The following is a 21,359-nucleotide window of genomic DNA, read 5'->3' on the forward strand; positions in this document are numbered from 1 at the left end:
AATCGAAAAAGTAAAGTTCGAGTTTCGTGATCCGGTTTCCTAGGTAGTAGCGTAACGCGGCGGCACCGACGATACTCGTAGCAATAGCCATATCGAGGTGAGACATGCGGAGACTTTGGGTAGCGGGAGCGGCGGCGTTGCTGGCCGGATGTGTGGGTACGCCGAGCCTGAGTGGCAGCATGGGCGCGCCGTCGTTCGCGGCGCTGCAGCAGATGTGCAATGCGGCGCCGGTCAACTACGGCAACGATGCGCAGTCGGTTTATACGACTTTCTATGATGCGTACGTTGCCAATCGGCGCGGCAAAGTATCGACGGCGGATTATTGCTCGTTCCAGACCGCGATCGCGCAGAACTACACGACGCTCGGCTCGAGCAGCGACCCGCAAGCGCGCAATCAGTGGGTGGCGTTCTTTCTGGACCAGCGTGCGAAGGCGGTTAGCTGGCGGGCAGCGGTCGACCCGACTCTGCGTAGCGGTTGAAGGGAGTTTGTGCGCGGCTAGGCTGGAGGCGTTCAATCAGACGCGCCTCAGCCTCTATCTTCAAGGCGGGACCACACTGTGAGTGGTCACTTCGCAGCCGTATGAGGCGAGGTGGTGAGACGCGCATGATGATTCGAATGCTCGAATTCGAACATCAGACGATATCCGTCGGATTCACCTTGCTGGGAGATCACGCGCCGGGGCAACTCGGCGCATGGCCATGGTGGGGCATTAGGACAGACGCTTGATGGCCCGGATTGCCGTGTCGCCGATGTCGGTGACGCGCCATTGCTTGAGGCCGGAGGCGAGCTTCTCGAGTTGCACGAGCTGTCGTTCGAACAGCGCATCCAGCTCCTCCCGATCCATGTCAACCTGGTGGGGAGCATCCTTGACGAGCAACAACGTGGCGAATTCATGCGGACTCAGCATCGTTCTCTCCATGTCAAGCGTAATGCGGACTGCCTTTGAGGCGACTGGCTGGCCGGCCGGGGCGGCGGGGCGCAGCGCGATCCGCTACAGGATCGGGCGGGAGTAACAGCGTTTCACCGCCGACGCGGCACGAAAATAGCGTCGGGGAACTGGAGTGTAGTCAACCGCACGCTGAACGCCAAATCGTCCCCTGAAAATTTTCCATTTGACAATTCGAGACCGAAGAAGCGGTCTGGATTGGCGGGCAAATCCTTGATTTCACGCGAGGTTTTGCGTGCGTTGCAGCAAAACGCCGTGGCGTCGCGCGCCTGGCGGATTCGGCCATACGGCGTTCGGAGGATTGCCGTCCTCCACGCGTCACTCCGCGATATAGACTTGAGTGCCCGCGTTGGCCAGCGTCTCCGTCATGTCGGCCGGCGGCGCCTTGTCGGTGAAGAGCGCGTCGATCTGGTTCAGATGACCCTGGCGGACCAGCGCCGGGCGGCCGAACTTGGAGTGATCGGAGGCGAGAAACACAGTGCGCGCGTGCTCGATGATCGCCTCGGCCACCCGCACTTCACGCGTATCGAAATCGCGCAGCGTGCCGTCGCTTTCAATGCTCGAGGTGCCGATGATCGCGAAATCTACCTTGAACTGGCGAATGAAGTCGATCGCCAGTTCGCCGACGATCCCCTTGTCCCAAGGCCGCACAATGCCACCGGTCACCAGCACCTCGGATTCCGGATAGCCGCTCATCATGCTGGCAACGTTGAGGTTGTTGGTGATCACGCGCAGCCCGCGATGGCGGTTCAGCGCCCGCGCCACCTCTTCCGTGGTCGTGCCGAGGTTGATAAAGAGGGATGCCTGATCGGGAATATGCGTGGCGACGAGCGCTGCGATGCGCCGCTTCTCGTCGTGGAACATCCGTTGCCGCGCGGTGTACGAGACGTTTTCGGAGCTGGTCGGCAGGCTCGCACCGCCGTGGTAGCGACGCAGCAGGTTCATATCGGCCAGCCAGTTCACGTCGCGCCGGATGGTTTGCGGAGTGACGTCGAAATGGGCAGCCAGGTCATCCACGGTCACGAAGCCGTCGCGTTGCACCCACTCGAGCAGTTCCTGTTGACGTGCGTTGAGGGTCAGGCGGGGGTCTCGGGTCATGTGTCTCGGGTCAAGTGTTGGCGTTGGCGCCGGGTGAGGCAGCCAGCGCCTGGAGCGAGCAATGGTGGAAACGGTGAGCTATTGTAAGACCAAGTGCCGGGTTGTCCGCCAACCTACGCAACATGCATAAGATCTCGGCCGACATATTCAGCATATTTCTGCATTTATTCATTTGATAAATGAATTTGTTTTTTCTGCCGGTTCGCGCTGCAATCGTCGATTCCTTTGTGACGCGTTTCTAGTGGTTCCGGCGGATCTTCTGCGCTGGGCCGCGCTTTCCGAGAGTCTCCTACATGACCCGCTTCAACTGGCAAAACCCCTATCCGACGCCGCGTCTGCCCGTATTCGCGCGCAACATCGTTTCGACTTCGCATCCGCTCGCAGCCCAAGCCGGACTGCGCATGTTGTGGAAGGGCGGCAATGCCGTCGACGCGGCAATCGCGGCTGCGGCGGCCATCACGGTCGTGGAGCCCGTCTCCTGCGGCCTGGGCAGCGACGCGTTCGCGCTGGTGTGGGATGGCGCGAAGCTGCACGGGCTGAACGCGTCGGGCGTGTCGCCGGCGGCGTGGAACGTGGACTACTTCAAGCGCAAGTACGGTGAAGAAAACGGTCTCGCGAAGCAGCCCAAGCGCGGCTGGGATGCGGTGACGGTACCGGGGGTGATTGCCGGCTGGGAAGCCTTGCACGAGAAATTCGGTACGCTGCCGTTCGCCGATCTGATGGAACCCGCCATCGAGATCGCCGAGCGCGGCCATGCGGTGGCGAGCATCGTGGCCTACAAGTGGGCCGCGGCTATCCCGGAGCTGAAGGATCTGCCGGGCTTTGCGCAGACCTTCATGCCGCGCGGCCGGGCGCCGGAAGTGAGCGAGCTGGTGCGCTTCCCCGGCCATGCGAAGACGTTGCGCAAGCTGGCCGAACAGGGTCCGCGCGCCTACTACGAAGGCGAAATCGCCGAGCGGATCGCCGCGTTCTCGCGCGAGTGCGGCGGCGCCATGACCGCGAACGACCTGCGCAATTACCGCGCGGATTGGGTCGAGCCGATCGGCAAGGACTATCGCGGCTACACGGTGCATGAGATTCCGCCGAACGGCCAGGGCATCGCTGCGCTGATCGCCCTCGGCATCCTCGAGAAGTTCGATGTGGCTTCGCTCGCGCTCGACAACGTCGAATCGCAGCACCTGCAGATCGAAGCAATGAAGCTGGCGTTCGCCGACGTCTACCGCTATGTTGCGGACCCGCGTTCCATGGACGTGACGCCCGAGCAGATGCTCGACGACGCATATCTCACCGAGCGGGCCAGGCTGATCGATCCGAAGCGCGCCACGCAGTTCGACTTCGGCATGCCGAAAGCGGGCGGCACGATCTACATGTCCGCCGCCGACGAGAACGGCATGATGGTGAGCTTCATCCAGTCGAACTACATGGGCTTCGGCTCGGGCATCGTCGTGCCGGATAGCGGCATTTCGATGCAGAACCGCGGCTGCGGTTTTTCGATGGATCCGAAGTCGCCGAACGTCGTCGAAGGCGGCAAGCGGCCGTTCCATACGATCATCCCGGCCTTCCTCACGCAACAGGTCGACGGCAAGCAGGAAGCGGTGATGAGCTTCGGCGTGATGGGCGGCGATATGCAGCCGCAGGGCCATCTGCAATCCATCGTACGGATGCTCGACTACGGCCAGCAACCGCAGGCTGCTTGCGATGCACCCCGCTGGAAGGTGAACCGCGACTTCACCATCGACATCGAAGCGACGCTCGACGCGAACACCGCGCGCGCACTCGAAAACCTCGGCCATACGATCAAGTCGGTCGACGATCCGTACATGGACTTCGGCTCCGGCCAGTACATCTGGAAACTCGATCGCAACGATCCGGACCGCGGCTATGTGGCGGCGAGCGACAGCCGTCGCGACGGCCTCGCAGCCGGCTTCTGAGCGTAGTAGCTGCGTCAGTCTTCAAGCGTGTCGTTGCACGCGAGGTGCCTTGGGTAACGATCCAGCCTGGGCGGCCTCGCGCTTCCTGTAGAGCCGATCATGAACGATATCGCTTCGCCCGTTGACGCCGCGGCGGTTTCCCCGGACTCCGCTGCCCCGCCGATGTCGAAAGGGATGATCAGGCGCATTATCTTTTCGTCGTCGGTCGGCAATGCGCTCGAATGGTTTGACTTTTCGGTCTATGGCTACTTCGCCGGCATCATCGCGAAGCAGTTCTTTCCAATGCACGACGAGTGGCTGTCGACGCTGCTCGCCATCGCCACCTTCGGCATCTCTTTTTTGATGCGCCCGATCGGCGCGGTGGTGCTCGGCATCTACGGGGACCGCAAAGGCCGCAAGGCGGCGCTGACGCTGGCCATTGCGCTGATGATGGTCGGCACCCTGACGATGGCCGTGATGCCGCCGTACGCCATGATCGGGCTTGCCGCGCCGGTGTTGATCCTGGTCGCGCGGCTCGTGCAAGGTTTTGCCGTGGGCGGCGAGTTCGGCAGCGCGACGGCCTTCATGGTCGAGCATAGCCCCACGAAGCGCGGCTACTACGCGAGCTGGCAGTTCGCGAGTCAGGGGCTTGCGGCGATTCTCGCGGCCGCGTTCGGCTCGATGCTTACCGCGTGGATGTCGCCCGAGCATCTGGGCAACTGGGGTTGGCGCATTCCGTTCCTGTTCGGTGTGCTAATTGGGCCGATTGGCTATTACATCCGCTCGCATCTGGATGAGACGCCCGAGTTTCTGGCGATGCGCCGGCAGCGCGATACGGCCGCCGCCGCAGCAGCTGACCCAACCGCGTCGTTCGGCAGCCAATGGGTGAACCTGCTTCTCGCGATCGGCATCGTCGCCCAATCGACGGTAGGCGTGTACGTGCTGCAACTCTACATGCCCATGTACGCCGTGAAACAGTTGCACATGCCGGCGGCCGTATCGTTCGGCGCTGTGGTGCTCAATGGCGGGCTGCAGCTGATCCTTTCGCCGGTGATGGGCGCGTGGTCCGATCGCATCGGCCGGATCCGCATCATGCTGGGCACATCGATCCTGATGGGCCTGCTGATCTATCCAATGTTCGCACTGCTTCAGAGCTACCCCACGGTCGGCTGGCTGTTGCTGCTGCAGGGCACATCCGGCATCCTCAAGGCGGCTTACTCCGGTCCGATGCCGGCTCTGATGTCCGAGATCTTCCCAACCCATGTGCGCTCGACCGGCCTTTCGATCGCTTACAGCATCGGCGTGACCGTCTTCGGCGGCTTCTCACCGACGATCGTCGAAACCTTCATTCATTTGACCGGCGACAAGCTCGCGCCAAGTTATTACGTGCTGATTGCGGCGCTGCTTTCCGGGTTGTCGCTGGTGATCGTCGCGTGGCGCAGGCGCCATGCCGGGCGCGACAAAGCCCTGCTGTATTCCTCCTAAGGCTTGCCGGGCGGCGCCTCCGCGTGCTCTGAGGCATTGCCACCCCCCCGCTTACCGGCCGTTGATTCAAGCTCAGGCAGCCCCCAGTGGGCTGCCTTTTTTGTGCGCTGCGCCGGCCTTGTTTTGCTTTGGAACAATTCGCCTATCGTGCCTCCGGAACTGCTGGACATGGGCATGGTCTGTGCTGTGTTGTCTGCAGAGTTGCGGAACACCAGCTAAGATGCAAGACATAAGGGGTTAACTCTAATTCAAGGCGCTGTATCGGAACGAGAGCGGCCTGGCAAACGCGAGTGCTTCCAGGCACGCTCCCGAAGTCGATATAGCTTTCGGAGTAAGGAACAAATGCACACTGAGCTTAACCACGTGATGCCTTGGCGGATCGAGGACATCGACCTCAGCCGGATTGACCGGCAGCGGGCCGTGGCCAACGAAGATCTGCTGCTTCTGTTGTGCGCGTCTTCGTTTATCGAAAGTGGTACAGATCTCTATACAAGTAACCTGAGTACCTTCTTCAACGGCGATCCTGAAGTGTCGGCGTGGCTCAATAACGAGTGGGAGCCGGAAGAAATGCAGCACGGCCGCGCACTGAAGACCTATATCGCATACGTGTGGCCGGAATTCGACTGGGACACGGCCTTCCGTAATTTCTTCGAGGAGTACTCGAAAACCTGTTCCGTCGAAGACTTCGAGAAGACGCGCGCGCTCGAAATGGTTGCACGCTGCGTGGTTGAAACCGGTACGGCGACGCTGTATCGCGCGATTGGCGAATGCTCGGACGAACCGGTGCTCAAGGAGATCACCGACCTTATTCGTACTGACGAAGTCCGTCACTACAAGCACTTCTTCAAGTTTTTCAAGAAGTACAACAAGATCGAAGGCAACGGTCGTCTCGCTGTGCTCGGTGCACTGATGCGCCGTGTGCTGGAGATCAAGAACGAAGACTCGGAGATTGCGCTACGCCACGTGTTTGCGGTCCGCTATCCGGAGCGCGTGAACGATTCTGGCTATAACCGCGAACGTGCGGCACGCATCAATGCGCTCGTGCGCCGTAATCTGTCGGCCGACATGTGCGTGAAGATGCTGCTGAAGCCGCTCGATCTGCCCGCGCGGATTCAACCCGGCGTTCACTATCCGCTCGCGAAGATCACCCAGCATGTATTCTTCCGTTGAGGATCGAGGCTGGGAAGGTGGCGCGGCTCGCTCGTCGAGGCCTGCGTAACCATCTGAAGTAATGAACGAGAGTAGAACGAAATGGCCCGCCTGCGCGGGCCATTCGTCTTTGCAGGGCGGCCATTTCGATTCACGACGAATGATCAACCGGAGTCCGGCGATGACCGATTCTGTATCCAGACACCCACTCGAACAAACCGCGTTCGACGAATGGCCGGCGGCGGTGCGGGCGTTGTTCGATGGCACTTCGCTCGCGGGCAAGATTGGTTTTACAGCGTCGTTGTTGACCGCAGACGCGAACGGCCACGTACGGACCTCACTGCTGGGTGTGGGCGAACTGTACGCACCTGACGCCCGTACGTTGTGCCACGCGTTATGGCCGCAATCGCGGGCCGCGGGCGTGCTGGCACGCGGCGGCCGTGCGGCGCTGACGTTTGTCTGCGAGGCGGTGTTTTATCAGGTGCAGTTGCGGTTCGAGGCATTGCAGCCGGTAGCTGGCGATGCGAGCGGCCTCGCGTACTTCATCGGCTCGATCGATACCGGCGAAACGCAACGGGTGCCGTATGCACGCCTGACGGGCGGCATTACGTTCGAACTGGAAGAGGGGGGAGCGGCGGTGCTCGATCGCTGGGAACAGCAGATCGAGCACCTGAAGCAGGCTGCCGCGGTGCGCGGGCCTTGAACAGCGTCAGAGTGGCTTAACGCCCGCGCTGGCCGCCGTTACGCGGCGGTTGCGAGCCACTGCGCGGCGCGCTGCCGCGCGGCTTGGCGCCGCCCAGCAATGCGCCAGGATTGCCACCTTGCGGCTTGGCTTGCGCCTGCGGCTTGCTGCGCGGCGCATGTGTCGCACCGGCGCCGTCATGCGTAGCAGCTGCCGGCTTACCGTGATGACGCGTGGTTTCGTGGCGCGGGTTGTCCTTGCGCACCTGCGGTTGCGTGGGCGAGCCAGCCGGCTTGGCGGCTTGCGGTTTCGCTCCCTGCGGCTTCGCCTGTTGCTGTCCACCGGCCGCGCGCTGTCCCGAACGTTGCGACGCCGGTTTGGCCGCGCCGCCATCGCGCCGGACGCCGTCGCCGCGAGGCGCGCCCTGGCCCTGACGCGGTTGACGTCCACCGCCACCGCCGCCGCCCTGACCACGACGCAGGATCGGCTCCGGCTTTGCCGTCGGATCTGGCTCGAACCCGGCGATCACTTCTTGCGGCACGGCGCGCTTGATCAGCTTCTCGATGTCCTTGAGCAGTTGCAGTTCATCGACGCACACCAGCGACACCGCTTCGCCCGACGCCCCAGCCCGGCCCGTACGGCCGATGCGGTGCACATAGTCTTCCGGCACGTTCGGCAGATCGTAGTTGACCACGTGCGGCAACTGGTCGATGTCGATGCCACGTGCGGCGATATCGGTCGCCACCAGCACCTGCAGCGTGTTGGTCTTGAACTCGGCAAGCGCGCGGGTACGAGCCGACTGGCTCTTGTTGCCGTGAATCGCAAGCGCGCTGATACCGTCCTTGGTCAGCTGCTCGGCAAGGCGATTGGCACCGTGCTTGGTACGTGTGAACACCAGCACCTGAAACCAGTTGTGTTCCTTGATCAGGTGCGTGAGCAACTCGCGCTTCTTGTCGCGATCCACCGGGTGAATCTTCTGCGCCACGAGCTCAGCCGTCGTGTTGCGGCGTGCGACTTCGATCAGCGCCGGCGAATTCAGCAGGTTGTCGGCGAGCGTCTTGATCTCGTCCGAAAAGGTCGCGGAGAACAGCAGGTTCTGGCGCTTCGGCGGCAGCTTGGCGAGCACACGCTTGATGTCGTGGATGAAGCCCATGTCGAGCATGCGGTCGGCTTCGTCGAGGACGAGGATCTCGAGATGCGACAGATCGATGGTCTTCTGCTGCATATGATCGAGCAGACGTCCAGGCGTGGCCACCACGATATCGATACCGCGACGCAGCGCGTCGATCTGCGGATTGATGCCGACGCCGCCGAACATCACCGTCGACTTCAGCTTCAGGTACTTGCCATACGCACGCACGCTTTCTTCGACCTGCGCGGCGAGCTCACGCGTCGGCGTGAGGATCAGTGCACGAATCACGCGCTTGCCTGCAGCCGTGGTGACCGGCGGCATGGTGTTCAGACGTTGCAGGATCGGCAGCGTGAAGCCGGCCGTCTTGCCGGTGCCGGTCTGCGCGCCGGCAAGCAGGTCGCCGCCGTTGAGCACGGCCGGGATGGCCTGCAACTGGATCGGAGTAGGAATGGTGTAGCCGAGTTCGTGAACAGCACGGACCAGCGGTTCGGACAAGCCGAGGGAATCAAAAGACATAAAAGCTCTTTGCAATGCAGTATCGCGAACGGCGAATGCGCGGCCAAAAGGCGCGCTTCGAGGCCAAAGCCCAGATCCGGTCGCAGGGAAATCGGCGGCACACGCCAGCGTGTGCCGAATGCTTCAACGCGCTATCAAGACACGTTGACTGGCTTTAAGTTGCACTTCGCCGCCGTGGGGTGTCACGCGACGTAGCGCGCAACACTGACGAATTGACACAGACTGCCCGCCAGTACGAACAGGTGCCAGATACCATGTCCGTGCCGGATGCGCTCGTCGTTGATGAAGAAGTAGATGCCGACGCTGTAGATGATCCCGCCGGCCACGAGCCATGCGGTGCCCGCAGCCGGTAATGCTTCGACCAGCGGACGAATGGCAACGAGCGCGAGCCATCCCATCAAGACATACAGCACCATCGATACGCTACGGGTGCGTCGCCCGAGCGTGAGTTCCTGCACGATACCGAGGGCCGCAAGGCCCCAGCTCACCCCGAACAGGGACCAGCCCCACGGTCCACGCAGCGTAACCAGCGTGAACGGCGTGTAGCTGCCGGCGATCAGCAGGTAGATCGCCGAATGATCGCATTTCTGCAGGACCGCCTTGAAGCGCGGATTGCGCACGCTGTGGTACAGGGTGGAGATAGCATACAGCACCAGCAGCATGGCGCCATAAACGCTGAAGCTGACGACCTTGTACGCGTCGCCCTGCAGCGCGCCCATCGTGACGAGCGTAGCCAGTCCCGCCACCGACAGTACAGCGCCGACGAGGTGGGTAATGCTGTTGAAACGCTCACCGACATGCACGACATCTTCTCCTGCTGGGTTCAATACGCCATTGTGCACGTACTGGCTAACCCTGGTCCTAAAAAACGAAGGGCGCGGCCGCGGTTTCCCGCCAGCCGCGCCCTCCTTGCCTCGTGCGCCGCCTAGTCGAGCGGCGCTGAGCGCAGATCCGACACCTGTTGCGGCGACACCGCCGTACCGTGGTTACCCCACGACATACGGATATAGGTGACCACAGCAGCGACTTCCTGATTCGACAGCGACTGCGCGAAGGGCGGCATGCCATACGGCTTCGGATTGCCCTCCGTGCTCGGCGGGAAACCGCCGTTCAGCACCATGCGGATCGGGTTCACCGCCGACGGCATCTGGATCGACTGGTTGTTGGCAAGCGGCGGGAAGTTCGGCGGTTGGCCGAGACCGTTCGCCTCGTGGCACTTCGCGCAGTTGTCGGTATATACCTTCTGACCTTGCTGCAGCAGTTGCGTGCCGAACTGAGCCGAAGTTTCCAGCTGCAGGTTTTCCGGCGCTTCGCTCTTCTGCGGGATGGTCTTCAGATACGTCGACATCGCCTGGATGTCTTCGTCCGACATGTACTGCAAGCTGTTGTGAACCACTTCAGCCATCGGGCCGAACACCGCGCCGCGTTGCGACACGCCGTTCTTCAGCAGCGCCTGGATGTCCTTGATGTCCCAGTCGCCCAGACCCGCTTCCTTGTTCGACGTCAGCGACGGTGCGTACCAGTTCTGCAGCGGAATCAGGCCGCCCGCAAAGGCTGCCGAATTGACCGGGCCGCCCATGGCGTTGATCGAGGTGTGGCACATGCCACAGTGGCCGAGGCCTTCGATCAGGTAAGCGCCGCGGTTCCATTCGACCGACTTGGTCGGATCCGGCTTGTACTCGCCTTCACGGAAGAACAGCGTGCGCCAGCCAATCAGCAGGTTGCGGTTGTTGAACGGGAATTTCAGTTCGTGCGGACGGCTCGGCACGTTGACCGGCGGAACCGAGCGCAGGAAGGCGTAGATCGCGTCCGAGTCGGCGCGCGACACCTTCGTGTAGCTCGTGAACGGGAAGCCCGGGTACAGCAGGCTGCCGTCCTTCGAGCGGCCCGTGTGCATGGCGCGGTAGAAGTCGTCCTGGCTCCACTTGCCGATGCCGTACTGGTCGTCAGGCGTGATGTTCGGCGTGAACATCGTGCCGAACGGCGTGGCCATGGGCAGGCCACCGGCGAATTCCTTGCCGCCGCGCACCGTGTGGCAGGCAATACAGTCGCCGGCGCGGGCAAGGTACTCGCCCTTCTTGATCAGTTCCGCCTGGTCGGCCGGTGTGGCGGCCATAGCGGTGCCGTTGTGCAGGTTGTCGCCGCCCGACCACAGGACGGGAACGAGGGCAGCGGCCGCAGCCACGACAACTGCCGAAAGGGCGAACAAAGACTTGCGTTTCATTTGATTGTCTCTCCCGGTGCCTTATTGCGGTTCGCTGCCGCAGGCAAGCGGAGTCTTCATCGAGCGGGCCGGAGCCGGCACGGGGTTTTGCGGAGCCGTCTGCGTGGACAACCATGAAGCGACGGCATTCACGTCATCATCGGTCAAGCGGGTAGCAATCTCGTGCATGCAGTCAGGCGCAATGGCATGACGCGAACCGGAACGCCAGCCGCCCAGCTGCGCGCTGATGTAATCAGCATGCAGACCGACCAGACCCGGGATAGCCGGCTGCATACCGGTCAGCGCTTTGCCATGACAGGCGGCGCAGGCCGGAATCTGCCGCGATGCGTCGCCGTGCAGCACGATGTCCTGGCCGCGCGCCAGCGTATCCGACGACACCGTGGGCTTGCCCGGCGGCGGGTACGGCGGCCGTTGCTGCGAGAAGTACGTCGCGATCTGATGAAGGTAGTCGTCCGAGAGGTACGTGACGAGGTAGTTCATGGGCGGATACTTGCGGCGCCCTTCGCGGAAATTCTGCAGCTGGTTGAACAGATAGTCAGCCGGCTTGCCCGCGAGGCGTGGGAAGTAGTCGTTGTCCGTGCCCTGACCGTGTGTGCCGTGGCATGCCGCGCAGGCCTGCACGCGCGCTTCCATCGTGTCCGGGGTCGTCGGTTGAGTCTGCGCTTTCGCAGCGCTATAGACGCCTGCAGCGCCGATCAGCAGAAGGGCAAGCAGCGGGCGGAAAATGCGTCTTGAAGACACGCGTAACTCCATCAGATTCGGGGACCCGACCGGGCTTCGGACGGCTCGGCTTGGGGGCAGTGGGGCTGCGGCGACGCAGCATTCTATCATCGATGGGTAATGGTGACTATTTGGCACGGGCGAGCCCCGTTCCTCCTCGTAAAAGCCGTTAAGACAGTTTGACATAGTGTGCGTTTTGGCTATATCTAACCTGCTTTTCTGGATCGGTTGCCGCGTCCTTCACTGATGCTTTCGCTGCGCGGGCGTGTAACCAGGTTGAACCCACACGCATGCAGACCATCGAAGCGTACACTCCCGGGGCGCCGGTGTCTTGCTGCGGCGCGTGCAACCCTTCCCTCTGTATTTTCCACAAGCCATTCGCCTTTCATGAAGCTATCCGATTTCTCCCGCCCTGCCCTCGACGGCCTCCCCACCCACGATACTGACGCGTTTACGGCCAAATGAGAGTAGACGGATTGTGGATCGGGCAGGTCGCCATGGCCGCGCTCATGAACGTCGCGTTTGCGTTTGCAGTCGGTTCAGCGTTGCTCGGCGCGTGGCTTGCGAAGGATGCCCAGGCCAAAGTTTCGCCGGCGCGGCCGGCCTGGTTGCGTGCGCAGCGCTCGATGCTGACGGCGTGCGTCGTGCTGGTCCTCGCCGACCTCGGCTGGTTGTTGTACCAGTCCGCGGCGATGAGCGGCAGTGCGTTGCCGCAGGCCTTCAGCGTCATCCCAACCGTGCTTGCGCAGACGCACATCGGCTATGCGTGGAGCGTTGCGTTTATCGGCGCGCTGGTGCTGCTGCTGACCGCGATGTCGTCGCACGCGAGCACGCTGCGTAATGCGCTGCTGTGGCTCGCGGTGATTGCGATCGCCGCCGGCAAGGCGTCGCTCGGGCATGCGGCCGATGCCGGTCCGGCGTCCGCGGCCATCGGCGTGCATACGTTGCATGTGCTTGCCACCAGCGTATGGGGCGGACTGGTCGTGACGGCTGGCCTCGCGGTGTTGCCGGCGTTGGGCACTTCGACCGCGCGCGGTATGTTGATCCGTACCGCTTTGCAGATCTCGAACGTGTCGCTGGTTGCGGTCGCGTTCGTGCTGCTAACGGGGATCTTCAATACCGTGCGGGGCTCGGGCGGATCGTTCGAGGCAATCGAGATCAGCACATGGGGACATGTACTGACGCTCAAGCTGGCGCTGGTTGCTCTGGCGCTCGTGCTCGGCGGCCTGAACCGCTTCCTGGCCCTGCCGCGGCTGCGCCGCACCGCGTCGACGATGGACGCTCACACCTTCACGAACGTGCTTTACCTCGAAGCGCTGGCAATGATCGGCGTGTTCATTGTGGCCGCTGCCTTGTCGAACAGCGTGCCGGCCTTCGTCCCGCTCGGCTGAGCGGTCGCTGGGAGGGCGCGAAGTACCCGTCCGCGGTGGGCGCCACGTAAAAAAACGCCGCACAGCAAGCCTGTGCGGCGTGAACACACGCGGTCGCCCGGCAGGAGCCGGTTGCCCCGGTACTGCCCGTTAAGCGGCGAGCGCTTTCGGCACTCGCTCCAGCATGGTTTCAGGGAACATCTCCTGACGCAGTTCGCCGTCCTCGTCGAACCACTGGCAGATCAGCCACGTACCCGGTGCAAATACGACCGGACCCACCCACGTGGCGGTCATCGGACGGCCCCCCGATTTGAGCGTCAGCACATCGCCGCCGCGGTACGTCGTTCGTTTTGGTAGAAACATCGCTTTCATCACTTCGGTCTTCCACTCAGTTCGTTGCATCGGCTGCTTCGGGCGGTGCGGGCGTTTAGTCGTCCGCGGATTTGGCCCGTTTCATTTTTGAATCGGCGCGACTTATTCGTAGCCCAGCTTGTGACCGAGGATCGGCGCGCAGAACAGCGCGATCGCGCAGCCGCTCGCCTTGCCTTCGAGCTCGGCGCCGGCGGCATGCGAGCCATAGAGTTGGGTCAGCAAATCGAACAGTTGCGGCGCGCAGTAAATGACCGCTGCAGCGATGAAACACTTCTCCACCGTCGAGATGCGCCAGCCGCGTTGGAATGCCATGACCGCACCGATTACCCGCAGTACGCCGAACACCACCAGCGCACCCACGGCTGCTTGTTCGCGGATCAAATAGTCAGGAAGAAATTCGCCCATGATTGCCCTCTCGCATCGTCTTTGACTGCTAAAAAGCAAGGAGCGGGCCAAGCAGGAAATGCGGTTGCGGCGGGTGGGCTGAAAGCCTTTACCAGCAAGGCTTTCGGGCGAGTCAGTGGGGTGCGCGGAGGTGTGTGAAAGGCGCTTTTAAAGCGATTCGGTCCGGGATGTTACGTAACTGAGACTCTTGCGTTCGCTAGCGCACGTAACGTCGCCGGAGGTGTCTCATCCGCCTAGCGGATCCGTTCGATGCGGCCGACCAGAAACAGATACGACAGCGCGCCCACGACGCCGACCGCGCTCATGAAAACGAGCGCCGGCGCGAAGTCGTTGCCCTTGACGAGCAGGCCGATCACGATCGGCACGCAGATCGACGACAGGTTTCCCATCAGGTTGAACATGCCGCCGGTGAGTCCGAGCAGTTCTTTTTTCGCCATGGATGAGACAAGCACCCAGGTGATCGACGAAAAGCCGCTGCCGAAAAAAGCGATGGCCATGAAGAGGATGACCATCGAGGGACTGTCGACGAAGTTCGCGCCCACAATCGCCGTGGACAGCAGCAGGCCCGTAACGATGGGCACCTTGCGCGCGACCGTAGCCGAGACGCCGCGGCGGATCATGGCATCGGAGATCAGGCCGGAGGCCAGAATGCCGACGAAAGCGGCGAGAAACGGCACGGCGGCCATGAAGCCCGCCTTGAGAAAGTCCATGTGGCGGTATTTGACGAGATAGGTGGGAAACCACGTCAGGAAGAACCACAGCGTCGAAGTCACGGCGATCTGGCCGATATAGATGCCCCAGAGTTTGCGGTTACCGAGCACAGCACGCCAGTCGGCCGAGTTGTATCGTGCGCGAGACACGCGGGCGCTGCTGAGTTCGACGAGGCCGCCGCCCCGGCGGATCGTGTCGAGTTCCGCCTCGTTGATCCCGGCTGCTTCGGACGGCTCGCGATACAGCGCGTACCAGACGAGCGCCCACGCCACGCCGATGAGCCCCGTCAGGATGAACACGCCATGCCAGCCGAAGTGCTGTTGGGTCAGGACGAGCGCGGGCGTCAGGAAGGCGAGGCCGACATACTGGCCGGAGGTGTAGACGGCAATGGCTCGGGCCCGCTCGCTGTCGGGGAACCAGGTGGTGACGATGCGGTTGAGCGTCGGATAGGCCGGCGCTTCGAGCACGCCGAGCAGCACACGCAGCGACAGTAGCAGCGCAAAGGCGCTGGCAAAGCCCTGCAGGACGGTGGCAATCGACCACAGTCCGATGATCAGCGCCATCATCAGCCGGGGCCGCGCGCGGTCCACCAGCACGCCGCCGGGAATCTGCAGCAAGGCGTACGACCAGCCGAAGGCCGAGAACACCAGCCCCATGTGAGCTGGATCGAGCTGCAGATCCTGCGCGATGGCGGTGGCCGCGATCGACAGGTTGCTGCGGTCCAGATAGGTAATGACGACGGTGATGAACAGCATGACCAGCAGGCGGTGGCGTTTGCCGGTCGCATGCGTTTCGAATGTGGATGTCTCCACCACGACTCCTTTTTACAGTGGCCTGTTTATGGCTTGTGCTTCAGATCTCGCCTGAAGCAAAAACGCCGCCCGCAGGCGGCGTTTCATCAGATCAGCGGCTTACCATTCGGCGACGCTGCCGTCCGTATGACGCCACACCGGATTGCGCCAGCGGTGACCGACCTTCGCCATCTCGCGGACCTTCTCCTCGTTGACCTCGATACCGAGCCCCGGGCCTTGCGGAATCGACACGAAGCCGTCTTCGTATTTGAAGACCTCGGGATTCTTGATGTAGTCGAGCAGGTCGTTGCCCTGGTTGTAGTGGATGCCCAGGCTCTGTTCCTGGATGAACGCGTTATAGCTGACCGCGTCGATCTGCAGGCAGGTGGCAAGCGCGATCGGGCCAAGCGGGCAGTGCAGCGCGAGCGCGACGTCATACGCTTCGGCCATCGACGCAATCTTGCGGCACTCGGTAATGCCGCCCGCGTGCGAGGCGTCCGGCTGGATGATGTCGACGTAGCCGCCCGCCAGAATGTGCTTGAAATCCCAACGCGAGTAGAGACGCTCGCCGAGTGCGATGGGCGTGTTGGTCTGGTTGACGATGTCGCGCAATGCCTCGGCATTCTCCGACAGCACCGGCTCTTCGATGAACAGCAGCTTGTACGGGTCGAGCTCTTTGGCGAGCACCTTCGCCATTGGCTTATGCACCCGGCCATGGAAGTCCACGCCGATGCCGATGTTCGGACCCACGGCTTCGCGCACGGCTGCTACGTTATTGATGACGCCCTGCACCTTGTCGAAGGTGTCTATGATCTGCAGCTCTTCCGAGCCGTTCATCTTCACGGCCTTGAAGCCGCGTTCGACTACGGCACGCGCGTTGTTTGCGACGTCGCTCGGACGGTCGCCGCCGATCCACGAGTACACCTTGATCCTGTCGCGCACCTGGCCGCCGAGCAGCGCATGAACCGGTACGCCGTGGTGCTTGCCCTTGATGTCCCACAGCGCCTGGTCGACGCCGGCGATCGCGCTCATCGTGATCGGGCCGCCGCGGTAGAAGCCCGCGCGGTACATCACTTGCCAGTGGTCTTCGATCAGCAGCGGGTCTTTACCGATCAGATAGTCCGACAGTTCTTCGACCGCAGCCGCGACGGTGTGCGCGCGGCCTTCGACGACCGGTTCGCCCCAGCCGACAATGCCCTCATCCGTTTCGATCTTGAGGAAGCACCAGCGCGGCGGAACGATGAAGGTTTCGAGCTTGGTGATTTTCATGGTGAGCGTCTCCTGGTGGCGGCCTGGCTGCACGGGTTGTCTGCAAACGAGGCCCGTCATGGGCTGGCGAATACCGGTGGGCGCTGCTTGCTGAGGCGCACGCGTCCATCGGCGCGATATCTGAGGAGTCACATCCTACAACAAAATCGCCTTTAAGTACTATTAATAGTACTATTGACGCTAAGCGCACGGCGCGTTGGGCGCGCTGGATTTACCGTTGGGATGCCGGATAATCGCGTTCGTTCCAAACATAAAGAGCGCCGGAAGACGGCGGGGAGAGCACCTATCCAACACGATCTGCACGGGCGTGTCGCCCAACAACTGGCCACCGCCATTCTGCGCGGCGACTACGCGCCGGAAACCATCCTGCCGCGCGAAGCCGAGTTGATGGAGACATTCGGCGTGAGCCGCACGGTGCTGCGCGAAGCGCTGCGCACGCTGACGTCCAAAGGGCTGATCGAGTCGCGTCCGCGGGTCGGCACGCGGGTGCGGCCGCGGCATGCGTGGAATTTGCTGGATGTCGACGTGCTCGACTGGTATTCGCGCGTCGCGGAGCCGATGACGTTCGCGCTCAAGTTGCAGGAAATGCGCGAGATGATCGAGCCTTATGCCGCAGCGTTAGCCGCCGCTTCGCACAGTCCGGAGACTTTCGATGCACTCGAAACGGCGCATGCGGCGATGGTGGCAGCGCGTAATGTCGATGAATGGGTGCGGGCCGATCTGCGCTTTCATATCAGCGTGCTGGCTGCGTGCAGCAACGAATTGCTGATTCCGCTGGGCACGCTGATCGAGCGCACGCTGGAAGCGCAGTTGCGACTGAATGCGAAGCGGGCGGAGGTCTATAACGCCTCGTTAGCTGAACATACTGCCGTGTTCGAAGCGATCCGCGCGCGTGATGCGATAGCAGCGCAGCTGGCCATGGCGGGTTTGCTCGGCGTTACGCGGCGGCGGATCGAAGGCTGAGCGGTGAGTCGCTAATCTTCGGGGCCGCGCAGCCAGGCCGTCGCGTCAATCCATCGCCGCGTGCGCCACCGTCGCATCCGGCACCTTGCGCGCCGGCCGAATCAGCAGCAACAGTGGAACGACCAGCAGCGTCGCCACGAACATCAGCTTGAAATCGTTCAGATACGCGATCATCGCCGCTTGCTGCGTGATTGAAACGTTCATCGCCGCGAGGTCGTACGCCGATCCGCTTTCGAGCATCGGTCGCATGAGTGGATTGAAGAGGTTGACGTTCGCGGCGAGATCCGAATGCGCGACTTGCGTGCCGCGCGTCATTAACGTCTGCACGATCGAAATGCCGATACTGCTGCCGATATTGCGCATCAGGCTATACGTGGCTGTGCCATCTGCGCGCAGCTGTGGCGTGAGAGTGGAAAACGTCAGCGCGCTCAGCGGCACGAAGACGAGGCCGAGCCCGAATCCCTGAATGACGCCCGGCCATACGATATCCGACGCGGAGAGCACGATCGTGTAGTGCATCATCTGCCACAGCGCGAACGCAGAAATGAGGAATCCTGAGAGCAGCAGCAGGCGCGCGTCGATCCGTTTGAGCAGACGTCCCGCAAACAGCATGGCGATCATCGTGCCAGCGCCGCTTGGCGCCGTGACCAGGCCGGTCGTCGCGACCGGATAGTTCATGAGCGTCTGCAACATCGGCGGCAGCAGCGCGCGCGTGGCATACATCACCGCGCCGATCACGAAGATAAAGAACGTGCCGGTGGCGAAATTGGGGTCTTTCAGTAACTCGGACTTGAAGAACGATGTCTTGCCGACTGTCGTCGTGTGCACCAGAAAGAACGCAAAACTGATGGACGCAAGCAACGCCTCAGTGACGATTTCATTCGAGCCGAACCAGTCGAGTTGCTCGCCCCGATCGAGCATCGCCTGCAGTGCACCGATCGCAAGCGCAAGTGTCGCGAAGCCGAAGGCGTCGAACTTCACGTCGTGGCGGGGTTCCTTGCTCGGCAGAAACGTCAGGACGCCGAACAGCGCGAAAGCGCCGATCGGCAGGTTGATGAAGAAAACCCAGCGCCAGTTATAGCTGTCGGTCAGCCAACCGCCGAGCGTCGGCCCGAGAATCGGACCGACCATCACGCCCATGCCCCACACCGCCATCGCCTGACCTTGCTTCTCGCGCGGATTGATGTCGAGCAGGATCGACTGCGACAGCGGCACCAGCGACGCCCCGAAAATGCCTTGTAGCAGGCGCGAGGCGACGATCTCGGTCAGCGTTTCCGACATGCCGCACAACGCCGAGGCGATCGTGAAGCCCGCGATGGAAAAGGCCAGTAGCCGTTTGACGCTGAACCGGTCGGACAGCCAGCCGGTCAGCGGCGTGGCAATGGCGGCGGCGACGATGTACGAGGTCAGCACCCACGTGATTTCGTCCTGCGAGGCGGACAGCGTGCCCTGCATGTGCGGCAGCGCCACGTTGGCAATGGTGCTGTCGAGCGTCTGCATCAGGGTGGCGAGCATGATCGAGACGGTGATCATGGGCCGGTTAAGCGCGGCGGTACTGCTCCCTGACGAGGTTTCTGCAGACATGGACGGACGATTGGGCTACGCGGAGAAAGATAGTAAGCATGCTTAGTATAATGGAGCACACACTACGCGACTACCAGGAACAGTACGAGGACGGCCGTCTTTGGCCCGGTACTGGACCGCTGTTCGCCGCCCGTTTAGCTCCCGCTTTCGTATAATCGCGCGATGGAAAAAGCCCAATTCGAAGAGCGTTTCGGCTTCTTGATTTCGGACGTCGGCCGCCTGTGCGGCAAGCGCTTCGACGACCTCGCCAAGTCGACTGTCGATCTGACCCGCGCGCAAGCCCGCGCCCTCGCGTATCTCGCGCACTATGGCGACGTCAACCAGGCGCGCCTTGCGGATCTGCTCGAAGTCGCGCCGATCTCAGCCGGACGCCTGCTGGACCGCATGGAAGAGGGTGGCTGGATCCAGCGTTGGAGCAATCCCGAGGATCGCCGCGAGCGTCAGGTACGGATGACGCCCAAGGCGGAGCGGGCGCTCGGCAAGGCCCGCAAGGTGGGCGACGAAGTGGCGGCGGAGGGCCTGAGCGGCTTCAGCGATGAGGAGGCCAGACAGTTCATCGCGCTGCTGCAGCGGGTGCGTGGCAATCTCAGCCGGATCGTGGACCGGTAGGCGAGCATTGAAAGACGCCCTTGATCCCATCAGGCGCTCGCGATCCGGATCAGACCGGAGTCGCCACGTCAATTCCAGAGTTTCTTTGGCGCCGGCTGCCAGCGCGAAGGTGCCGGCGCTGCGATAGTCGTGGCGTGGTGAGGGCTCGCCAGACGCTTCGCCAATAACGTATCGATGGTTGACTCAAGCGTATTCAGTTCAACTGGCTTTGGAAGAAACACAGTCCATAACGCCGATTTTTCCGCGGGTGGAGTCTGCCCCGACGACATCACAACCGGAATCTGGGCGAGCGCCGGATAAAACTTTAGCCGTCGGCACAGTTCGACGCCATCCGTGCCCGGCATGTTCCAGTCTGTCACGATCAAATCGGGGAGGCATCGGCTCGCCTTGTCCAGCGCCGCTTTGCCGTCCTCCGCGAGGATCACGTGGTGGCCGTGTCCCTCGAGCGCCAGTTGAAGCAGCCAGAGCGAATCGACGTCATCGTCGACGAGGAGGATGGTAGACATAGGTCGAAAAAGTCAGGAGTCTTCTGCTTTTCCGCAACAACCATGCCGCCCGGGCGGCGCCTAGGTTGCCGGGCGATCCCCGCCTGCTTCTGCGACGAGGCGCGTCAGCTGGTCCATCGACACGGGCTTGGTCACGTGTGCGTCAAAGCCCGCTTCGGCGGCTTTTTTCTTGTCCGCGTCGCCGGCGTATCCGGTGAGCGCGATCAGCCGCGTGTTCGCTAACGCCGGGTTGCTGCGCAGCAGCTGCACGAGATGCATGCCGCTCATGTCCGGCATGGAGACGTCGATCAAAGCCACGTCGGGGATAAACCTTTCAACCACGGCCAATGCGTCCGCGCCGCTGTACGCAGTGCGGACGCCGTGCCCGTCCAGCTCGAGCAGCATGGCCAGGGCGTCGATTGCGTCTGCCTGGTCGTCAACGAGAAGGATCTGTTTTGCTTGCGCCATGTATTAAGGTCTGGTTCTCATGAAATGGCTTAGCGCCAAAGCTTTTGCATCAATGCAAGGAGCGCCACTGGGGCCGTGCCCTTGCGGCAGTAGCCATCGAAGTTGTGGCGCGCTTTTCCCGTTTCGCGGACATGGTCGTCGTCAAGCGAGGTAAAAGCCACGATCCCGAGGTTGGTCGTCGGCAGATACGTGCGTAACGCCTCGGCGGTTTCAAAACCGTCGCGCTCCGGCATCATGATGTCGAGCACGACTACGTCGGGAACCCAGTCCTTTACGCAGCGCAACGCTTCTCCACAACCATTGGCAGTACGTGTTTCCACACCTTCGTACGACAGATAGACGGCGAGGGCCTCGGCCGCTTCAGGGTTATCGTCGACCACCAGCACGCGTGGTACGGCGTTCAGGAGACGAAGCTTGCGAGCGCTCCAGGTTTGGCACGGAGAGTGGAGTTGGGACAATTTCGACCGCC

The 21,359-nt window shown here is 62.3% G+C and carries 22 protein-coding genes; 8 read left to right on the forward strand and 14 right to left on the reverse strand.

The genetic code is table 11. The features are described 5' to 3' along the window. Positions 1-104: 104 nt before the first annotated feature. Positions 105-479 (forward strand): hypothetical protein, encoded by a 375-nt coding sequence (locus tag P3T20_RS09900; RefSeq protein ID WP_429286794.1) that lies wholly within the window; start codon positions 105-107, stop codon positions 477-479. A gap of 231 nt (positions 480-710) precedes the next feature. Here the strand turns inward: P3T20_RS09900 and P3T20_RS09905 are convergent, their stop codons facing one another. Together P3T20_RS09905 and P3T20_RS09910 are read right to left on the reverse strand one after the other, a co-directional pair. Further along, complete coding sequence (locus P3T20_RS09905) at positions 711-908, reverse strand: hypothetical protein (protein WP_166660794.1); 198 nt, start codon at positions 906-908, stop codon at positions 711-713. A 357-nt stretch (positions 909-1,265) separates the two neighbouring features. After that, complete coding sequence (locus tag P3T20_RS09910) at positions 1,266-2,045, reverse strand: DeoR/GlpR family DNA-binding transcription regulator (RefSeq protein ID WP_074263413.1); 780 nt, start codon at positions 2,043-2,045, stop codon at positions 1,266-1,268. 293 nt (positions 2,046-2,338) lie between these two features. Here P3T20_RS09910 and P3T20_RS09915 point away from each other — a divergent pair, with 293 nt between their 5' ends. From P3T20_RS09915 to P3T20_RS09930, 4 genes are all read left to right on the forward strand, one after another. Continuing rightward, positions 2,339-3,976, forward strand: a complete 1,638-nt coding sequence (locus P3T20_RS09915; RefSeq protein WP_074263414.1) for a gamma-glutamyltransferase family protein — start codon at positions 2,339-2,341, stop codon at positions 3,974-3,976. Positions 3,977-4,075: 99 nt separating this feature from the next. Beyond that, a complete protein-coding gene (locus P3T20_RS09920) occupies positions 4,076-5,440 on the forward strand; it encodes an MFS transporter (protein ID WP_429286795.1) in 1,365 nt (454 codons plus the stop codon). Positions 5,441-5,782: 342 nt separating this feature from the next. Continuing rightward, the gene (locus tag P3T20_RS09925; protein ID WP_074263416.1) at positions 5,783-6,610 is read left to right on the forward strand and encodes a ferritin-like domain-containing protein; all 828 of its coding nucleotides are present in this window, start codon (positions 5,783-5,785) and stop codon (positions 6,608-6,610) included. Positions 6,611-6,770: 160 nt separating this feature from the next. Beyond that, positions 6,771-7,292 carry a hypothetical protein gene (locus P3T20_RS09930; RefSeq protein WP_429286796.1) on the forward strand — a complete coding sequence of 174 codons (522 nt, stop codon included), beginning with the start codon at positions 6,771-6,773 and terminating at the stop codon, positions 7,290-7,292. 16 nt (positions 7,293-7,308) lie between these two features. Here the strand turns inward: P3T20_RS09930 and P3T20_RS09935 are convergent, their stop codons facing one another. From P3T20_RS09935 to P3T20_RS09950, 4 genes are all read right to left on the reverse strand, one after another. Next, positions 7,309-8,919 carry a DEAD/DEAH box helicase gene (locus P3T20_RS09935; protein ID WP_429286797.1) on the reverse strand — a complete coding sequence of 537 codons (1,611 nt, stop codon included), beginning with the start codon at positions 8,917-8,919 and terminating at the stop codon, positions 7,309-7,311. A gap of 182 nt (positions 8,920-9,101) precedes the next feature. Continuing rightward, a complete protein-coding gene (trhA, locus tag P3T20_RS09940) occupies positions 9,102-9,722 on the reverse strand; it encodes a PAQR family membrane homeostasis protein TrhA (protein ID WP_074263419.1) in 621 nt (206 codons plus the stop codon). A gap of 122 nt (positions 9,723-9,844) precedes the next feature. Further along, positions 9,845-11,143, reverse strand: coding sequence for a c-type cytochrome (locus P3T20_RS09945; RefSeq protein ID WP_074263420.1), 1,299 nt, complete (start codon positions 11,141-11,143; stop codon positions 9,845-9,847). A gap of 21 nt (positions 11,144-11,164) precedes the next feature. Next, positions 11,165-11,896, reverse strand: coding sequence for a c-type cytochrome (locus tag P3T20_RS09950; RefSeq protein ID WP_074263421.1), 732 nt, complete (start codon positions 11,894-11,896; stop codon positions 11,165-11,167). Positions 11,897-12,324: 428 nt separating this feature from the next. Between P3T20_RS09950 and P3T20_RS09955 the strand changes: the two genes are divergently transcribed. After that, entirely contained in the window at positions 12,325-13,254 is a 930-nt protein-coding gene (locus P3T20_RS09955) for a CopD family protein (RefSeq protein ID WP_429286798.1), read from the forward strand. A 129-nt stretch (positions 13,255-13,383) separates the two neighbouring features. Here P3T20_RS09955 and P3T20_RS09960 read toward each other — a convergent pair whose 3' ends face one another. From P3T20_RS09960 to dgoD, 4 genes are all read right to left on the reverse strand, one after another. Further along, complete coding sequence (locus P3T20_RS09960; RefSeq protein WP_429286799.1) at positions 13,384-13,635, reverse strand: YodC family protein; 252 nt, start codon at positions 13,633-13,635, stop codon at positions 13,384-13,386. 72 nt (positions 13,636-13,707) lie between these two features. Then, the gene (locus P3T20_RS09965; RefSeq protein ID WP_074263423.1) at positions 13,708-14,010 is read right to left on the reverse strand and encodes a hypothetical protein; all 303 of its coding nucleotides are present in this window, start codon (positions 14,008-14,010) and stop codon (positions 13,708-13,710) included. Positions 14,011-14,243: 233 nt separating this feature from the next. Next, the gene (locus P3T20_RS09970) at positions 14,244-15,476 is read right to left on the reverse strand and encodes an MFS transporter (protein ID WP_429286978.1); all 1,233 of its coding nucleotides are present in this window, start codon (positions 15,474-15,476) and stop codon (positions 14,244-14,246) included. A gap of 156 nt (positions 15,477-15,632) precedes the next feature. Beyond that, positions 15,633-16,781, reverse strand: coding sequence for a galactonate dehydratase (dgoD, locus tag P3T20_RS09975; RefSeq protein ID WP_074263425.1), 1,149 nt, complete (start codon positions 16,779-16,781; stop codon positions 15,633-15,635). A gap of 222 nt (positions 16,782-17,003) precedes the next feature. Between dgoD and P3T20_RS09980 the strand changes: the two genes are divergently transcribed. Next, complete coding sequence (locus tag P3T20_RS09980; protein WP_083611352.1) at positions 17,004-17,744, forward strand: FadR/GntR family transcriptional regulator; 741 nt, start codon at positions 17,004-17,006, stop codon at positions 17,742-17,744. A gap of 45 nt (positions 17,745-17,789) precedes the next feature. Here the strand turns inward: P3T20_RS09980 and P3T20_RS09985 are convergent, their stop codons facing one another. Continuing rightward, on the reverse strand, positions 17,790-19,277 hold the full coding sequence (locus tag P3T20_RS09985; RefSeq protein WP_429286979.1) for a DHA2 family efflux MFS transporter permease subunit: 1,488 nt from the start codon (positions 19,275-19,277) through the stop codon (positions 17,790-17,792). A 213-nt stretch (positions 19,278-19,490) separates the two neighbouring features. Between P3T20_RS09985 and P3T20_RS09990 the strand changes: the two genes are divergently transcribed. After that, positions 19,491-19,937, forward strand: a complete 447-nt coding sequence (locus P3T20_RS09990) for a MarR family winged helix-turn-helix transcriptional regulator (protein ID WP_074263427.1) — start codon at positions 19,491-19,493, stop codon at positions 19,935-19,937. Between the two features lie 68 nt (positions 19,938-20,005). On the opposite strand, the gene P3T20_RS09995 is transcribed toward P3T20_RS09990, so the two are convergent. From P3T20_RS09995 to P3T20_RS10005, 3 genes are read right to left on the reverse strand one after another with little or no spacing between them, the layout of a single operon-like run. Next, on the reverse strand, positions 20,006-20,443 hold the full coding sequence (locus tag P3T20_RS09995; protein WP_429286800.1) for a response regulator: 438 nt from the start codon (positions 20,441-20,443) through the stop codon (positions 20,006-20,008). A gap of 60 nt (positions 20,444-20,503) precedes the next feature. Next, positions 20,504-20,890: a response regulator gene (locus P3T20_RS10000; protein ID WP_429286801.1), complete on the reverse strand. Its 387-nt coding sequence runs from the start codon at positions 20,888-20,890 to the stop codon at positions 20,504-20,506. A gap of 29 nt (positions 20,891-20,919) precedes the next feature. Continuing rightward, the gene (locus P3T20_RS10005; RefSeq protein WP_074263430.1) at positions 20,920-21,348 is read right to left on the reverse strand and encodes a response regulator; all 429 of its coding nucleotides are present in this window, start codon (positions 21,346-21,348) and stop codon (positions 20,920-20,922) included. Between the last annotated feature and the right edge of the window lie 11 nt (positions 21,349-21,359).

Source organism: Paraburkholderia sp. GAS206C (assembly GCF_050435645.1).
Lineage (GTDB): Bacteria > Pseudomonadota > Gammaproteobacteria > Burkholderiales > Burkholderiaceae > Paraburkholderia > Paraburkholderia phenazinium_B.

Bases quoted from the DNA above. Each gene is read 5' to 3' on its own strand.
- P3T20_RS09930 (WP_429286796.1), top strand. From the start codon at position 6,771: ATGACCGATTCTGTATCCAGACACCCACTCGAACAAACCGCGTTCGAC.
- P3T20_RS09955 (WP_429286798.1), top strand. From the start codon at position 12,325: ATGAGAGTAGACGGATTGTGGATCGGGCAGGTCGCCATGGCCGCGCTC.
- P3T20_RS09925 (WP_074263416.1), top strand. From the start codon at position 5,783: ATGCACACTGAGCTTAACCACGTGATGCCTTGGCGGATCGAGGACATC.
- P3T20_RS09980 (WP_083611352.1), top strand. From the start codon at position 17,004: ATGCCGGATAATCGCGTTCGTTCCAAACATAAAGAGCGCCGGAAGACG.
- P3T20_RS09985 (WP_429286979.1), bottom strand. From the start codon at position 19,277: ATGATCACCGTCTCGATCATGCTCGCCACCCTGATGCAGACGCTCGAC.
- P3T20_RS09910 (WP_074263413.1), bottom strand. From the start codon at position 2,045: ATGACCCGAGACCCCCGCCTGACCCTCAACGCACGTCAACAGGAACTG.
- P3T20_RS09900 (WP_429286794.1), top strand. From the start codon at position 105: ATGCGGAGACTTTGGGTAGCGGGAGCGGCGGCGTTGCTGGCCGGATGT.
- P3T20_RS10000 (WP_429286801.1), bottom strand. From the start codon at position 20,890: ATGGCGCAAGCAAAACAGATCCTTCTCGTTGACGACCAGGCAGACGCA.
- P3T20_RS09915 (WP_074263414.1), top strand. From the start codon at position 2,339: ATGACCCGCTTCAACTGGCAAAACCCCTATCCGACGCCGCGTCTGCCC.
- P3T20_RS09945 (WP_074263420.1), bottom strand. From the start codon at position 11,143: ATGAAACGCAAGTCTTTGTTCGCCCTTTCGGCAGTTGTCGTGGCTGCG.
- P3T20_RS09960 (WP_429286799.1), bottom strand. From the start codon at position 13,635: ATGCAACGAACTGAGTGGAAGACCGAAGTGATGAAAGCGATGTTTCTA.
- dgoD (WP_074263425.1), bottom strand. From the start codon at position 16,781: ATGAAAATCACCAAGCTCGAAACCTTCATCGTTCCGCCGCGCTGGTGC.
- P3T20_RS09920 (WP_429286795.1), top strand. From the start codon at position 4,076: ATGAACGATATCGCTTCGCCCGTTGACGCCGCGGCGGTTTCCCCGGAC.
- P3T20_RS09935 (WP_429286797.1), bottom strand. From the start codon at position 8,919: ATGTCTTTTGATTCCCTCGGCTTGTCCGAACCGCTGGTCCGTGCTGTT.
- P3T20_RS09905 (WP_166660794.1), bottom strand. From the start codon at position 908: ATGCTGAGTCCGCATGAATTCGCCACGTTGTTGCTCGTCAAGGATGCT.
- P3T20_RS09950 (WP_074263421.1), bottom strand. From the start codon at position 11,896: ATGGAGTTACGCGTGTCTTCAAGACGCATTTTCCGCCCGCTGCTTGCC.
- P3T20_RS09965 (WP_074263423.1), bottom strand. From the start codon at position 14,010: ATGGGCGAATTTCTTCCTGACTATTTGATCCGCGAACAAGCAGCCGTG.
- P3T20_RS09995 (WP_429286800.1), bottom strand. From the start codon at position 20,443: ATGTCTACCATCCTCCTCGTCGACGATGACGTCGATTCGCTCTGGCTG.
- P3T20_RS09970 (WP_429286978.1), bottom strand. From the start codon at position 15,476: ATGCTGTTCATCACCGTCGTCATTACCTATCTGGACCGCAGCAACCTG.
- P3T20_RS09990 (WP_074263427.1), top strand. From the start codon at position 19,491: ATGGAAAAAGCCCAATTCGAAGAGCGTTTCGGCTTCTTGATTTCGGAC.